This window comes from Thermomonas flagellata (assembly GCF_022419185.1).
Classification (GTDB): Bacteria; Pseudomonadota; Gammaproteobacteria; order Xanthomonadales; family Xanthomonadaceae; genus Thermomonas; species Thermomonas flagellata.
In genome coordinates this window covers 69,181-82,727 of sequence record NZ_JAJOZK010000007.1, presented here as the reverse complement: position 1 = coordinate 82,727, position 13,547 = coordinate 69,181, and the positions used below count along the sequence as shown (strand labels likewise).

Sequence of the window (13,547 nt, the reverse complement as noted above, 5' to 3'; positions counted from 1 at the left end):
AGTCGGCGCGCAGCGTGTGCGGGCCGGATCGCGCTGGATCGGCCCGATCCGCGGCGCGCGCGGCCCCGCACGCCCGCGCCTGCACGGGGCTGGCGCGGGCGGGCCTTGCCGCGGTGCATCCGCCGGCCGGGCCGGATGCAGCAGCGCGGCCCGGCGGCACTTCGGTGGTATCGCGCCCACCGATCCTGCGCGGCTCTCCCGCAGGTTGCGCACCCGCGCGAGGGGCGTGCGTTCGCCGCGCATGCAGGATGCGGGCGCCGTCCTTGCCCGGTCGGTCGTGGAGCCCTGTGATCGTGTTCGCAGGTCAGGCCGGGTAGGACTTTTCCTACCCGAACATCGGGCATGTCCCGACTGCCGGCCCGGCGTCCTTGCTGCACGCTGAACAACGCCGGCAGCATGCAGGCCAGGCCGGGAAAACGCAGCGCAGGACGCGCGATCAGGGAGCCGGACCGACAGGATCACAGTGTCCACCGCAGGGAGGTGGCCCGGCAGGACGCCTGCATGTGAACCGCAGGGACGCGGTTCGGCCGGCGCCCCGCTGGTCGGGGCATCAGCTTCGCGCAGTCGGGGGCAGGGTTCGGCGAGGAGGGGGCATGTTCTTGCGTGCGTTGCAGCCTGAGGGAATCCGGAATGTGGCCCGTGGTCGCACGACGGATTGCCTGCCTGCCGTGCCGGCAGCGTGGATGCACGCTGCGCCCGGCGCGATGGCCGATGGCCGGGCCGCGGCGCCGCTGTGGCCGGGCGGCCGGCGGGGGGCCTCGCCCGGGAGCTGGCATGCGGCCGGGCACCGCCTCGACGTGCCAGATCCGCAGCGTTGAGGCTGCACCGCGACCTTGGCAGATGCGCCGGCGGGAATCAGGCGCCGCGGCGGGCGATCCGAACCGTCGCCGCCATCCGCAGTATGGCGCAGCGCAATCGCTTGCAAGCACCCCGCGGGGCGCTTGCCGCGTGCCGATTGCTGGGCTGCCGCCGTTGCATTCCGATGGCCAGTAGAAAGCCACCGGAGCCGGCACCATCGTGCCGGCTTACAGCGCAACCTCAGGGCGGCGAAGCGCGCATGCGGTGGCGTCGGAACAACGCCGGCGCTGCGCTGGTGCCGGAGGTGGGACTCGAACCCACACGCTTTTGAGGGCGGCGGATTTTGAGTCCGCTGCGTCTACCGATTCCGCCACTCCGGCGCGCGCCGGCAGTATAGCCGAGCAGCGCCGTGGACCCGCAGTTCAGGCCAGCTCCGCATCCAGCTGCAGGTGCCGGCGCTGCAGGCGATGCAGGCCGTCGCCGGCGTCGAGGTAGACGCCGCAGGCGGTCATCTCGTGCGGGTAGATGTGCAGCGACACCGCCACTCCCTCGCCGCCGGCATGGCGGATGACGTGGTGGTCGGCCGGCGGGAACACGCAGGCGCACTCACCGGGGCCGGCGCACAGCACCGGGCCGGATTGGAAGCGCCAGCCATCGTGCTCGCGCGCGACCACCCGCTGCGGGATGACCTCGATCCGGCCGTGGCAGACGCCTTCCACGCCCCACATGCCATCGTGGTCGTGGATCGGGGTGCCCTGGCCGGGCGCCCAGGTCATCGCGATCACCACGTAGCCGTGCTCCGCGCTGCGGTAGAGCAGGCGGCGCGCGTAATGGTCGGTGGCCGGCTCCAGCACCACCGCCGGCGGTTGCAGGCGGCCGGAGCGGATCAGCCGTTCCAGCGACGCGGCCAGCGCCGCGCCGATGGCCTCCGGTTCCTGCAGGGCGATCGCCGCGTCGATCGCGGCGACCAGCTCGGCGCGGCCGGGGAAGTCGCAGGAGGACGGCGCGGGCGAGGCCTGGCAGGACATGCCCGCAGTCTACTGCGCGATCGGGTTATTCCCTCATTCCATCGCGGCATGTGACAGGCCGGCGAGGAACCCGCCGACCGCGGGGCCGAAGCGCGCGGCATCGACCAGGAAGGCGTCATGTCCCTGCGGCGAGGGCATGGCGTGGAATTCCACCCGGCAGCCGGCGGCGCGCAGGCCCTCGGCGATCTCCTCCTGCTGCTCGATCGGGAACAGGATGTCGGTGCCGACCCCGATCACGCAGGCCGCTTCCAGCCCGCGGATCGCCGCCAGCGCGGCCACGGCGTCGCCGGGGCGACCACAGCATTCGCCGAGGTCGAACCAGTCCATCGCCCGGCTCAGGTAGAGGTAGCTGTTGGGGTCGTAGCGGCGCACGAAGCGGCGGGCATGGCCCTCGAGGTAGCTTTCCACCTCGAACTCCAGCCCGAACGGCTCGTCGTCGGGGCGGCGGTCCGGATCCAGCCGCACGCGCCCGAAGCGGCCGTGCCATTCCAGTGCGGAGCGGTAGGTGATCACCCCGAGCTTGCGCGCGATGCGCATGCCGGATTCGGGGTAATGCGCCTCGTCGTAGCGGCCCTCGGCCCAGGCGGGATCCAGCCGGATCGCCTCGCGCTGCAGCGAGCGCACCGCGATCGAGAACGGCAGGGCATGCGCCGCGCCGCAGATGTTGACGTGCGCGCGGGCGATGCCGGGATGGCGCGCCAACAGCGCCAGCGCCACCATCCCGCCCATCGAGTTGCCGATCACGCCGGCCAGGCGCGGGATGCCCAGCCCGCGCACCAGCGCCGCGGCGGCATCGGCGATGTCCTCGATCGACAGGGGCGGGAAGTCCAGCCGGTAGGGCTCGCCGGTGCGCGGGTCGGGGCTGGCCGGGCCGGTGCTGCCCTTGCAGCTGCCGAGCGGATTGACGCAGACCACGAACCAGCGCTCGGTGTCGATCGGCTTGCCCGGCCCGAGCATCCATTCCCACCAGCCGGGGCGGGGGTCGTCGGCGTGCGCGGCGGCATGCGCGTCGGGCGACAGGCCGGTGAGCAGCAGGATGGCGTTGCTGCCGTCGGGGGCGAGCCGGCCCCAGGTCTCGTAGGCCAGGCGCGCGCCGTGCAGGACGCCGCCGCGCTTGAACGGGAAGGGCGAGGGGAGCGCGAACCAGCGCGTGCCGGGCGGGATGAATTCGGTCATGCGGCAAGTGTAGGCGGGGGCGCTTGCCGCGCCGAGGCAGCCGGCGGAATACTGCGATGCCGCGCTGGCATCAGCACCCGCCGGCGCGCCGGCTCACGGCTGCGCGGGGGCCCCGATCACCAGCTCCACCGCGCCCTTGGCCGGCTGGATGACGGTGACCGCCGGCGAGCTGATGTCGTCCGGCTGCGGCATCGCCTCGCCGCTGGGGGACAGGCGTGCGAGCAGTTCCACCTGTGGCAGCTGCGAGAGGCGCCGGGTCGGCATCGGGCTGTCGGCGTCGTCCAGCCGCACCTGCAGCGGCAGTGCGCTGGCCGGGTGGCGTTCGACCGCGACCGGCATCGGGCCGCCGCCCGGGGCGCGCGCGATCACGAACACCTGCGCCCGCGGCATCGTCGCCAGCCGCGCGGCCAGCGCCGGGGCCAGCCGCACCGCGACCTGGATCCCGCCCGTGCTGGCGGCGGCCGGTGCCTCCGCAAGAGGCGGCAGCCCGGCGGCCTTGCGGGCGTCTTCGATCTGTTCGCGCAGGGCGGCGCCGGTCTCGCCGTCGAGCGCGCCCAGCAGCGGCTCCCAGGTGCGCGCCGCGCCGGCGGCATCGCCGGCCTGGCGCAGCGCGACGCCGAGGAACCAGCGCGCGCGCTGGTGCTCGGGATGCAGGCGCACCGCCTTCTCCAGCATGGCCCGCGCGGCGGCATCGAAGCGGCGGTCGGGCGCGGCCAGGGCGCGCGACTGCGCGGCTTCGGTCAGCGCGTCGGGATCGTCCGGGGCCAGCGCCAGTGCGCGCGCATAGGCATCGCGCGAGGACTGAAGCTGGCCTTGGCGGGCGTAGGCCATGCCCAGCAGCATCCAGCCCTCGGGCTGGTCGGGATCGCGTGCGAGCCGCCGCTGCAGCTGCGCGATCGCCTCCGGCAGGGTCTGCGGCGCGCGCAGCATGGCCGGGTCGAGCGCCTCCGGCGTGCCGACCGCGCGGTACAAGAGCGCCGCGCCCGCGACCAGGGCGACCCCGAGGGTGAGGGCCAGCCCGCGCCGCGCCGGCCATAGCGGGCGCAGCAGGATCGCCAGCACCGCCAGCACCAGCGCGCCGGCCAGCGCGATGAACAGCCCCATCACCATTCCTGTTCCTCGTCGTCCTGCGGCGGCGTGGACGGGCGCCGACGGCGTACCGCCAGCGCCAGCGCAACGGCGCCGCCGGCCAACAGTAGCCCCGGGCCGAGCCACAGCAGCCAGGTGCGCGCCTCCAGCCGCGGCCGGTACAGCACGAACTCGCCGTAGCGCTGCACCAGGAAGTTCTTGATCTCATCGTCGCTCTTGCCCTGGCGCATCAGCGCCAGCACCTCGCGGCGCAGGTTGAGCGCGATCAGCGCATTGGAATCGGCCAGCGACTGGTTCTGGCACATCACGCAGCGCAGCTCCGCGGTGAGGGCGTGGAAGCGCGCCTCCTCGGCGGGGTCGTGGAAGCGCAGCGGCGCGGCGTCGGCCTGCTGGTTGGCCTGGGCGCGCGCCAGCGGCGGGACCAGGCCCAGCAGCAGTGCCAGCGCGGCGGTGGCGATCCGGTTCATCGGCGGCCCCCCTCCAGCGCGCGCAGCTGCGGTTCCAGCTCGCCGGCGAGCACCGCATCGTCGATCGGGCCGACATGCTTCCAGCGCACGATGCCGTCGGCGTCCACCAGGAAGGTCTCCGGCGCGCCGTAGATGCCCCAGTCGATCGCGCTGCGGCCCTCGACGTCGCTCAGCACCAGCCAGTAGGGATTGCCGAACTGCGCCAGCCAGCGCAAGGCGTCGGCCGGTTCGTCCTTCCAGTTGTAGCCGACCACCCGAATGCGGCGGGTCTCGGCCAGGCGGGTGATCACCGGGTGTTCGACCCGGCACTCCACGCACCAGCTGCCCCAGACGTTGAGCAGGAACGGCTGGCCCTTGAGGTCGGCCAGGCGCACCGTGCGTCCCGGCTCGTGCAGCACCGGCAGCGCGAACGCCGGCGCCGGCTTGCCGATCAGCGGCGAGGGCAGGGCATCGCGGTCGGGCTTGCGGCTCATCCACACCCCGGCGCCCAGCAGCGCGGCGAGCAGGACGAAGACCGCCAGCGGCAGCCAGCGCCCGGCCTTCATGGCGTGGCCTCGGCGGCGGTGCGGCGGAAGCGGCGGTCGCTGGCGGTGACGAAGCCGCCGAGCGCCATCAGCAGCGCGCCGGCCCAAATCCAGCGCACGAACGGCTTGACGTGCACCCGCAGCGCCCAGGCATCGCCGCCGAGCGGCTCGCCGAGGGCGACGTAGAGGTCGCGCAGGACCCCGGCGTGCAGCCCGACCTCGGTCATCACCTGGCCGCCGGCGACGTAGCGGCGCTTCTCCGGGTGCAGGGTGGTCAGCGGGGTGCGGCAGTCGGCCAGCACGTCCACCGTGCCGCGGTCGCTGACGTAGTTGGGGCCTTCCTCGTGCGCGATCCCGCGCAGCACGAAGCAGGTGTCGCCGAGCTGCACCTGCATGCCCGGGCGCACCGCGACCTCGCGCTGCTGGGACAGTCCTTCGACCAGCAGCGCGCCGGCCAGGAACACCGCGATCCCGAGGTGGGCCAGGGTCATGCCCAGCATCTCGCGGGTCAGGCGCGCGCCCGGCTGCTGCCAGCGCGACCACAGAAAGCGCAGGGTGCCCAGCGCGACCCACAGCGCGGCCACGACCCCGAGCGCCGCCTTCCAGCCGCCCTGCGGCATCAGCACGAACGCGCTGGCGCCGGCCACCAGCGCCAGCAGCGCCCACGGCGCCAACAATCGCAGCGGCTGGCGCGGATCCTCGCGCTGCCAGCGGGTGAGCGGGCCGAACGGCAGCAGCAGCACCAGCGGCGCCATCAGCAGCAGGAACATGAACGAGAAGTACGGCGGGCCGACCGAGATCTTGCCCAGTTCGAGGGCGTCCGCCAGCAGCGGGTACAGGGTGCCGAGCAGGACCATGCCGCAGGCGGCGGCCAGCAGCAGGTTGTTGGCCAGCAGCAGGGTCTCGCGCGAGGCCAGGGTGAACGGCTTGGCCTGGCGCTCGGTGTCCGGCGCGCGCAGCGCGTACAGCAGCAGCGAGCCGCCGATCACGAGGCCGAGGAACACCAGCACGAACAGGCCGCGGGTGGGGTCGGCGGCGAACGCATGCACCGAGGTCAGCACGCCCGAGCGCACCAGGAAGGTGCCCAGCAGCGACAGCGAGAACGCCGCGATCGCCAAGAGCAGGGTCCAGCCGCCGAAGCTGCCGCGCTTCTCGGTCACCGCCTGCGAGTGCAAGAGCGCCGCGCCGGCCAGCCACGGCATGAAGCTGGCGTTCTCCACCGGATCCCAGAACCACCAGCCGCCCCAGCCAAGCTCGTAATAGGCCCACCAGCTGCCGAGCGCGATCCCGAGCGTGAGCAGGCCCCAGGCCACGTTGGTCCATGGGCGCGCCCAGCGCAGCCACTGCGCATCGATCCGGCCCTCGAGCAGGGCGGCGATCGCGAACGCGAACGGCACCGAGAACCCGACGTAGCCGGCGTACAGCATCGGCGGGTGCATCACCATCCCCGGATCCTGCAGCAGCGGGTTGAGGTCGCGGCCCTCGGCCGCGGCCGGCAGCAGGCGCTCGAACGGGTTGCTGGTGAAGATCAGGAACGCGAGGAAGCCGACCGCCACGATCCCCATCACCCCCAGCACGCGCGCGACCACCGGCAGCGGCAGCCGCGCGGAGAAGCGCGCCACCGCGGCGGTCCACACCGCCAGCACCAGCGCCCACAACAGCAGTGAGCCCTCGTGCGCGCCCCACACCGCGGTGTAGCGGTAGACCAGGGGCAGCAGCGAATTGCTGTTCTCGGCCACGTAGCGCAGCGAGAAGTCGCCGTCCACGAACGCGCGGGTGAGCACGGCGAACGCCAGCCCGACCAGCGCCAGCTGCAGATAGGCCGCCGGCCGCGCCAGCGCCATCAGCGCCGGCTGCGCGCGCCAGGCCCCGAGCAGCGGCAGCACGGCCTGCACCGCCGCCACCAGCAGCGCCAGCAGCAGGGCGAACTGGCCCAGTTCCGGCAGGAACGCGAGCGCGCCCACTTACTGCGGCATCCCGGCCGGGGCGGCCTGCACGTTGTGCTTCTTGTGCGCCAGGCCCATCTTGTCGGCCACTTCCTTGGGCATGTAGGTCTCGTCGTGCTTGGCCAGCACCTCGTCGGCCACGAACACGCCGCCCTGCATGCGCCCGGTGGCGACCACCGCCTGCTTCTCGCGGAACAGGTCGGGCAGGATGCCGGTGTAGACCACCGGCAGCACCGCCTCGCCGTCGTCCACCGCGAAGTGCGCCTCCATCGAGCCGGGTGCGCGCCGGAACGAGCCGGCCGCGACCATCCCGCCGAGGCGGAAGCGGGCGTGCCCGCCGGCGTCGCCGCGCAGCACCTCGCTCGGGGTGTAGAGGTAGGCGACGTTGCGCTGCAGGGCCAGCGCGATCAGGGTGGTGGCGAGGCCGGCGGCGGCGACCAGCGCCAGCACCAGCCACAGGCGGCGTTTGCGGGTGGGGTTCATCGTTGCAGGTCCGTCGGGGCGGCGCGGGTGCCCTGGCGGGCGAGGCGCCGGCGGGTCGCGCGCAGGGCCGCGCGCAGTTGCAGCCGCGGGATGAGCCAGTCCCACAGCAGGAAGATCGCGAACACCGCGTAGGCGGCCAGCACGTACTCGCGGTAGCTCATCGCGCCTGCTCCGCCAGCCGGTTGACCCAGTCCTTGCCCAGCTCGCGCCGCAGGTTGTCCGCGCGCGCGCGCGCCAGCAGGGCGCCGGCGAACCAGACATGGGTGCCGAGCACCATCCACCACAGCGGCGGCAGCATGCTCGGGTCCATGCTCGACTGCCCGAACAGGCGGATGGTCTGGCCCTGGTGCAGCGAGTTCCACCACACCACCGACCAGCGGATGACCGGCAGCAGCGCGACCCCGACGATCGCCAGCAGCCCGGCCGCGCGCGCGGCGTTGCGGCGGTCGTCGATCGCCGCGTACAGGCCCATCACGCCCAGGTAGAGGAACAGCAGGATCAGCTCGGTGGTCAGGCGCGGATCCCAGTCCCACCAGGTGCCCCACATCGGCTTGCCCCAGATCGAGCCGGTCAGCAGGGTGACGGTGGTGAAGCCGGCGCCGATCGGCGCGCACGCCATCGACAGGATCTCCGCCAGCTTGATCCGCCAGATCAGCGCGATCGCCGCATACAGCGCCATCAGCGCGAACACCGCCATGCTCATCCAGGCCGCGGGCACGTGGATGTAGAGGATGCGGAAGCTGTCGCCCTGCTGGTAGTCGGCCGGGACCTGGAACAGCGCGCCGTACAGCCCGATGAGCATCGCCAGCAGGCCCAGCCCGTAGCCCCACGGCGCCCAGCGGGCGGCGAAGCGGTCGAAATAGGGGGGCGAGCCGAGTTGGTGGAACCAGCGGATCAGCGGATGCATGGATGCTGCGGCGCGGCACGTGGCCGCCGGGGCGGGCCGGCAGGATACCAGTTACCGGCCCGTGGTACGCCGGGGGGTATCTGGTGGGCGGGGTGTTCAGGTATGGGCGATCCGCAGCGCCGCCGCCGCGGTCAGCGGGGCCAGGACCAGCGCGAAGACCAGCCCGGCCGCCAGCAGCAGCAGCGCGCCGATGGCGTCCAGCCCCTGCGCCTGCGCGGCGACCGCGCCGGCGCCGAACACCAGCACCGGCACGTACAGCGGCAGCGCCAGCAGCGCCAGCAGGATGCCGGCGCGGCGCATGCCGACCGTGAGCGCGGCGACCACCGCGCCGAGCAGGCTGAGGATCGGCGTGCCCAGCAGCAGCGAGGCCAGCAGCACCGGCAGCTGCGCGTGCGGCAGGTGCAGCAGCTCGCCCAGCAGCGGCACCGCCACGATCACCGGCAGCGCGGTGGTGAGCCAGTGCATCAGGGTGCGCACCAGCACCAGCCACCACAGCGGCACCGGCGCCAGCATCCACTGCTCCAGCGAGCCGTCCTCGGCATCGCCGCGGAACAGGTTGTCCAGCGTCAGCAGGCCGGCCAGCAGCACCGCCAGCCACAGCACCGCCGAGGCGACCGGCGCCAGCGCGCGCGCGTCGCCGCCGAGGCCGAGCGCGAACAGCACCACCGTCAGCAGCGCGAACAGCAGCGGCTGCAGGGCATCGCCGCGGCGCGCCCACAGCAATTGCAGGTCGCGTGCGGCGAGGGCGCGGGCGGCGCGCCACATCATGCCACGCTCCCCAGTTCGAGCAGGCGGGTGCGCACCGGCGGCGCGGCGTAGGCGCCATGGGTGGTGATCAGGGCCGCGCCGCCGTCGCGCAGATGCGCCTGCACCATGCGGTTGACCAGGGTGATGCCGTCGAGGTCGAGGTTGGCGTAAGGCTCGTCCAGCAGCCATAGCGGCGCCGGCGACAGCCACAGCCGCGCCAGCCCCAGGCGCTTTTTCTGGCCCGCGGAGAGCGTGCGCAGCGGCGCGTCCTCGTAGCCGGCCAGGCCGACCATCGCCAGCGCGGCTTCCGGCAGCTGGCGCGGACGGCGCCCGTGCAGGCCGCACAGGTAGTGCAGGTTCTGCAGCGCGCCCAGGTCCGCCTTAAGCCCCGGCAGGTGGCCGAGGTAGGCCATCGCGCGCGCGCGCCGGGCCGGGCCGGCCGGTTCGCCATCGAGCAGGATGGCGCCGGCGTCCGGGCGCAGCAGGCCGGCCAGCACCCGCAGCAGGGTGGTCTTGCCGGCGCCGTTGCCGCCCTGCACCAGCAGCGCCTCGCCCGCGTCCACCGCGAACGCGAGCGGCCCGAACACCGGCTCCTCGTTGCGGGCGAACGCAAGCCCGCGGACGGCGAGCAGGGCGGCGGGGGCGGGGTCGGCGGACGGCATGGAGCGCGGATTCTATCGGCTGCGCCGCGCGCCTGCCGGCGGCGCGCGTCCGATTGCGTACACTCTGCGCCCATCCTCCGCCGCACGTCGCCATGGCTCCGGACAGCAAGCTGCCGCAGGTCGGCACCACCATCTTCACCGTGATGTCGCAGCTGGCGGCCGAGCACGGCGCGATCAACCTCGGCCAGGGTTTCCCGGACTTCCCGGTGCCGGACGCGCTGGTGGAGGCGCTCGCACGCGCCATGCAGGCCGGCCACAACCAGTACGCGCCGATGACCGGCATCCCCGCGTTGCGGCGGGCGATCGCGGACAAGACGCAGCGCTGCTACGGCTGGCGCCCGGATGCCGACGCCGAGGTCACCGTCACCAGCGGCGCCACCGAGGCCATCTTCGACGCCATCCACGCGGTGGTGCGCGCCGGCGAGGAGGTGATCGTGCTCGATCCCTGCTACGACTGCTACGAACCGGCGATCGCGCTGGCCGGCGCGACCGCCGTGCACGTGCCGCTGGACCCGGCCAGCTTCGCCCCGGACTGGGACGCGGTGCGCGCCGCCATCACCCCGCGCACCCGGCTGCTGATGGTCAACAGCCCGCACAACCCCTCCGGCGCGATGTTCACCGCCGCCGACCTGCAGGCGCTGCAGGACCTCCTGCGCGGCACCGACATCCTGCTGCTGAGCGACGAGGTGTACGAGCACATCGTGTTCGACGGCGCCCGCCACGAATCGGTGCTGCGCCATCCGGCGCTGCGCGAACGCGCGTTCGTCGTCTCCAGCTTCGGCAAGACCTACCACTGCACCGGCTGGAAGGTCGGCTACTGCATCGCGCCGCCGGCGCTCACCGCGGAGTTCCGCAAGGTGCACCAGTACAACGTGTTCTGCACCTTCCACCCGGCGCAGCACGCGTTCGCGGAGATGATCGCGGCCGACCCGGCCCACTACGAATCGCTGGGCGCGTTCTACCAGGCCAAGCGCGACCGCTTCCGCGCCCAGCTGGAGGGCACCCGGCTGACGCCGCTGCCGGTGCCGGGCGGGTATTTCCAGCTGGTGGACTACTCCGCGGTCAGCGACCTGCCGGATCTGGAATTCGCGCGCTGGCTGACGGTGGAGCATGGCGTCACCGGCATCCCGCTGTCGCCGTTCTATGCCGCGCCGCCGCCGGGACAGCGCCTGCTGCGGCTGTGCTTCGCCAAGAGCGAGGCCACCCTGGACGCGGCGATCGAACGCCTGTCGCGGCTGTGAGCGCGGCCATGCCCGAGCCCCAGCACATGCCGGACCTGCGCGTCTCGCTGGTCCAGGGCGAGACGCGCTGGCACGACCCGGAGGCGAACCGCGCCTATTACGGCGGGCTGATCGCGCCGCTGCGCGGGCAGACCGACCTGGTGGTGCTGCCGGAGACCTTCACCAGCGGCTTCTCGAACGCGGCGATCGCGCGCGCCGAGGGCATGGACGGCGCGACCGTGGCCTGGATGCGCCAGCAGGCGGCGACGCTGGGCGCGGCGGTCGCCGGCAGCGTGCAGATCCGCACCGAGGCCGGAGTGTTCAACCGCCTGCTGCTGGCCACCCCGGACGGCGCGCTGGCGCACTACGACAAGCGCCACCTGTTCACCTTCGCGCGCGAACACGAGCGCTACGCCCCCGGCCGCGCGCGCGTGGTGGTGGCGTGGAAGGGCTGGCGGATCCTGCTGCAGGTCTGCTACGACCTGCGCTTCCCGGTGTTCTCGCGCAACCGCTTCGATCCGGCGCACCCCGGCCAGGCCGACTACGACCTGGCGCTGTACGTCGCCAACTGGCCGTCGGCGCGCGCCTACGCCTGGCAGACCCTGCTGCGCGCACGCGCGATCGAGAACCTGTGCTACGTGGTCGGCGTGAACCGGGTCGGGACCGACGGCAACGGCCTGCACTACCGCGGCGACAGCGCGGCGATCGACGTCTTCGGCCAGCCGCTGGTGGAATGCGGGGATGCCCCGGCGGTGGTCACCGCCACCCTGTCGGCGGCCGACCTGCTGGCCCACCGCCAGCGCTTCCCGGCGCTGCAGGATGCCGACCGCTGCGTGCTGGTGGGCGCCGGCGAGGAGCCCGGCGATGACGCCGGCGCAACGCCCGCCGGCTAGGATGCCCTTCCCTTTCCTGCGGAGCCCTGCGATGTCCACCGTCACCCTCAAAGGCACTCCGGTCCGCGTCGGCGGCCAGCTCCCGAGCGTCGGCAGCCAGGCGCCGGCCTTCTCGCTCGTCGGCACCGACCTGGCCGACCGCACGCTGGCCGACTTCGCCGGCAAGCGCAAGCTGCTGAACATCTTCCCGAGCGTGGACACCGGCGTGTGTGCCGCGTCGGTGCGCCGTTTCAACCAGGACGCCGCCAAGCTGGCCGACACCGTAGTGCTGTGCATCTCCGCCGACCTGCCGTTCGCGCAGGCGCGCTTCTGCGGCGCGGAGGGCATCGACCGCGTGGTGATGCTGTCCACCCTGCGCGGGCGCCGCTTCCTGCGCGACTACGGGGTGGAGCTGGAGGACGGCCCGCTGGCCGGGCTGGCGGCGCGCGCGGTGATCGTGCTCGATGCCGCCGATACCGTCCGCTACGTGCAGCTGGTGCCGGAGATCACCCAGGAGCCGGACTACGCCGCCGCGCTGGCCGCGCTGGGCTGAGGCTGGGCGGCGCTCGCGCTCCTTCACCCGTTGGTCCTGGGCCTGTCGCGGCACGAACGGGAGGCGCGGCCCGTCCGGGGTTCGGCAGGCCCATCACGGAGGGACGTGGGCATGCGCGCGAACGCGGGAACCGTCCCGTAGCGGCGCGCGGCCTCAGGAGGCGAGGCTGCCGAAGCGGCCGCTGTTGAAGTCGGCGATCGCCTGCTGGATCTCCTGGGCGGTGTTCATCACGAACGGGCCGTAGCCGACCACCGGTTCGTCGATCGGCTCGCCGGCGAGCAGCAGCAGCTTGGCGTCGCCGCTGGCCTCGATGGTGACGCCGGTGCCGGCAGTGGACAGCGTGGCCATCTGCGCCGGGCGCAGCACCTGGGTGCCGTTGAGCTGGAGGGTGCCGTCCAGCACCACCAGCAGCGTGCTCCAGCCCTCCGGCTGCGGCAGCGCCACCGTCTTGCCGGCGGCCAGGCGCAGGTCCCAGACGTGCATCGGGGTGAAGGTGCGCGCGGGACCGCGCCGGCCCGCGTATTCGCCGGCGATCAGGCGGGCCACACCGGCCCCGCCCGGCAGGGCGACGACGGGGATCTGCGCAGCCAGCAGCCCTTGGTAGGCGGGCGGTGCGGCCTTGTGCCGGGCCGGCAGGTTGACCCACAGCTGCACCATCTCGAACGGCCCGCCCTTGGCGGCGTAGGTCGGGGAGTGGAATTCCGCGTGCAGGATGCCGCGGCCGGCGGTCATCCACTGCACGTCGCCGGGCCCGATCACGCCGCCGTTGCCGGCGGAGTCGCGGTGCTCCACCTCGCCGGCATACACGATGGTCACGGTCTCGAAGCCGCGGTGCGGGTGGGTGCCGACGCCGCGGCGCTCGGCGGTCGGCGTGAAGTGGGTGGGGGCCGCGTAGTCCAGCAGCAGGAACGGGCTGCGCTGGGCGACGCCGGGCCCGCGGTAGTCGAACATCCCGTGCACCGGGAAGCCGTTGCCGACCCAGTGGCGATCGGGGGCGCTGCGGACGTCGAGGATCTGCTTGTCGGCCATGGCGGGGCTCCGGTGGCCGGCGGCGGCCGGCGGGTGTCCTCACCAT

Annotated in this window: 15 protein-coding genes and 1 tRNA gene; 3 read left to right on the top strand and 13 right to left on the bottom strand. The window is 73.4% G+C overall.

Features of this window, described 5'->3' with window-relative positions; genetic code table 11:
* Positions 1-1,091: 1,091 nt before the first annotated feature.
* The 12 genes from ML340_RS08040 to ccmA form a co-directional block, all read right to left on the bottom strand.
* Positions 1,092-1,178: transfer RNA gene (locus ML340_RS08040), tRNA-Leu, on the bottom strand.
* A gap of 42 nt (positions 1,179-1,220) precedes the next feature.
* The gene (locus ML340_RS08035; protein WP_240098509.1) at positions 1,221-1,826 is read right to left on the bottom strand and encodes a cysteine dioxygenase family protein; all 606 of its coding nucleotides are present in this window, start codon (positions 1,824-1,826) and stop codon (positions 1,221-1,223) included.
* 33 nt (positions 1,827-1,859) lie between these two features.
* Entirely contained in the window at positions 1,860-3,002 is a 1,143-nt protein-coding gene (gene metX / locus ML340_RS08030; protein WP_240098507.1) for a homoserine O-acetyltransferase MetX, read from the bottom strand.
* Between the two features lie 93 nt (positions 3,003-3,095).
* Positions 3,096-4,106: a tetratricopeptide repeat protein gene (locus ML340_RS08025; protein WP_425608298.1), complete on the bottom strand. Its 1,011-nt coding sequence runs from the start codon at positions 4,104-4,106 to the stop codon at positions 3,096-3,098.
* Complete coding sequence (locus ML340_RS08020) at positions 4,106-4,558, bottom strand: cytochrome c-type biogenesis protein (RefSeq protein ID WP_240098503.1); 453 nt, start codon at positions 4,556-4,558, stop codon at positions 4,106-4,108. Before ML340_RS08020 ends, ML340_RS08025 begins: the two co-directional genes overlap by 1 nt.
* Positions 4,555-5,103 (bottom strand): DsbE family thiol:disulfide interchange protein, encoded by a 549-nt coding sequence (locus ML340_RS08015; RefSeq protein WP_275672678.1) that lies wholly within the window; start codon positions 5,101-5,103, stop codon positions 4,555-4,557. The genes ML340_RS08020 and ML340_RS08015 overlap by 4 nt, the downstream gene beginning before the upstream one ends.
* Positions 5,100-7,046 (bottom strand): heme lyase CcmF/NrfE family subunit, encoded by a 1,947-nt coding sequence (locus tag ML340_RS08010; protein WP_240098501.1) that lies wholly within the window; start codon positions 7,044-7,046, stop codon positions 5,100-5,102. Before ML340_RS08010 ends, ML340_RS08015 begins: the two co-directional genes overlap by 4 nt.
* A complete protein-coding gene (gene ccmE, locus ML340_RS08005) occupies positions 7,047-7,511 on the bottom strand; it encodes a cytochrome c maturation protein CcmE (protein ID WP_240098499.1) in 465 nt (154 codons plus the stop codon).
* Positions 7,508-7,672, bottom strand: a complete 165-nt coding sequence (ccmD, locus tag ML340_RS08000) for a heme exporter protein CcmD (protein WP_240098497.1) — start codon at positions 7,670-7,672, stop codon at positions 7,508-7,510. Before ccmD ends, ccmE begins: the two co-directional genes overlap by 4 nt.
* Complete coding sequence (locus ML340_RS07995) at positions 7,669-8,418, bottom strand: heme ABC transporter permease (RefSeq protein WP_240098495.1); 750 nt, start codon at positions 8,416-8,418, stop codon at positions 7,669-7,671. Before ML340_RS07995 ends, ccmD begins: the two co-directional genes overlap by 4 nt.
* A gap of 96 nt (positions 8,419-8,514) precedes the next feature.
* Positions 8,515-9,186 (bottom strand): heme exporter protein CcmB, encoded by a 672-nt coding sequence (gene ccmB, locus ML340_RS07990; protein ID WP_240098493.1) that lies wholly within the window; start codon positions 9,184-9,186, stop codon positions 8,515-8,517.
* Positions 9,183-9,827 (bottom strand): heme ABC exporter ATP-binding protein CcmA, encoded by a 645-nt coding sequence (gene ccmA, locus ML340_RS07985; RefSeq protein WP_240098491.1) that lies wholly within the window; start codon positions 9,825-9,827, stop codon positions 9,183-9,185. The genes ccmB and ccmA overlap by 4 nt, the downstream gene beginning before the upstream one ends.
* 92 nt (positions 9,828-9,919) lie before the next feature.
* On the opposite strand from ccmA, the gene ML340_RS07980 reads away from it, so the two are divergent.
* The 3 genes from ML340_RS07980 to tpx are packed head-to-tail and all read left to right on the top strand — an operon-like array spanning position 9,920 to position 12,472.
* Complete coding sequence (locus tag ML340_RS07980; RefSeq protein ID WP_240098489.1) at positions 9,920-11,068, top strand: pyridoxal phosphate-dependent aminotransferase; 1,149 nt, start codon at positions 9,920-9,922, stop codon at positions 11,066-11,068.
* A 26-nt stretch (positions 11,069-11,094) separates the two neighbouring features.
* Complete coding sequence (locus ML340_RS07975; protein ID WP_240098666.1) at positions 11,095-11,940, top strand: amidohydrolase; 846 nt, start codon at positions 11,095-11,097, stop codon at positions 11,938-11,940.
* Positions 11,941-11,971: 31 nt separating this feature from the next.
* A complete protein-coding gene (gene tpx, locus ML340_RS07970) occupies positions 11,972-12,472 on the top strand; it encodes a thiol peroxidase (RefSeq protein WP_240098487.1) in 501 nt (166 codons plus the stop codon).
* 153 nt (positions 12,473-12,625) lie between these two features.
* Here the strand turns inward: tpx and ML340_RS07965 are convergent, their stop codons facing one another.
* The gene (locus ML340_RS07965; RefSeq protein ID WP_240098485.1) at positions 12,626-13,501 is read right to left on the bottom strand and encodes a pirin family protein; all 876 of its coding nucleotides are present in this window, start codon (positions 13,499-13,501) and stop codon (positions 12,626-12,628) included.
* Positions 13,502-13,547: the final 46 nt, after the last annotated feature.

Bases quoted from the DNA above. Each gene is read 5' to 3' on its own strand.
- ccmD (WP_240098497.1), bottom strand. From the start codon at position 7,672: ATGAGCTACCGCGAGTACGTGCTGGCCGCCTACGCGGTGTTCGCGATC.
- ML340_RS08020 (WP_240098503.1), bottom strand. From the start codon at position 4,558: ATGAACCGGATCGCCACCGCCGCGCTGGCACTGCTGCTGGGCCTGGTC.
- ccmE (WP_240098499.1), bottom strand. From the start codon at position 7,511: ATGAACCCCACCCGCAAACGCCGCCTGTGGCTGGTGCTGGCGCTGGTC.
- metX (WP_240098507.1), bottom strand. From the start codon at position 3,002: ATGACCGAATTCATCCCGCCCGGCACGCGCTGGTTCGCGCTCCCCTCG.
- ML340_RS07965 (WP_240098485.1), bottom strand. From the start codon at position 13,501: ATGGCCGACAAGCAGATCCTCGACGTCCGCAGCGCCCCCGATCGCCAC.
- ML340_RS07980 (WP_240098489.1), top strand. From the start codon at position 9,920: ATGGCTCCGGACAGCAAGCTGCCGCAGGTCGGCACCACCATCTTCACC.
- ML340_RS07995 (WP_240098495.1), bottom strand. From the start codon at position 8,418: ATGCATCCGCTGATCCGCTGGTTCCACCAACTCGGCTCGCCCCCCTAT.
- tpx (WP_240098487.1), top strand. From the start codon at position 11,972: ATGTCCACCGTCACCCTCAAAGGCACTCCGGTCCGCGTCGGCGGCCAG.
- ccmB (WP_240098493.1), bottom strand. From the start codon at position 9,186: ATGATGTGGCGCGCCGCCCGCGCCCTCGCCGCACGCGACCTGCAATTG.
- ML340_RS08035 (WP_240098509.1), bottom strand. From the start codon at position 1,826: ATGTCCTGCCAGGCCTCGCCCGCGCCGTCCTCCTGCGACTTCCCCGGC.
- ML340_RS07975 (WP_240098666.1), top strand. From the start codon at position 11,095: ATGCCGGACCTGCGCGTCTCGCTGGTCCAGGGCGAGACGCGCTGGCAC.
- ML340_RS08025 (WP_425608298.1), bottom strand. From the start codon at position 4,106: ATGGGGCTGTTCATCGCGCTGGCCGGCGCGCTGGTGCTGGCGGTGCTG.
- ccmA (WP_240098491.1), bottom strand. From the start codon at position 9,827: ATGCCGTCCGCCGACCCCGCCCCCGCCGCCCTGCTCGCCGTCCGCGGG.
- ML340_RS08015 (WP_275672678.1), bottom strand. From the start codon at position 5,103: ATGAAGGCCGGGCGCTGGCTGCCGCTGGCGGTCTTCGTCCTGCTCGCC.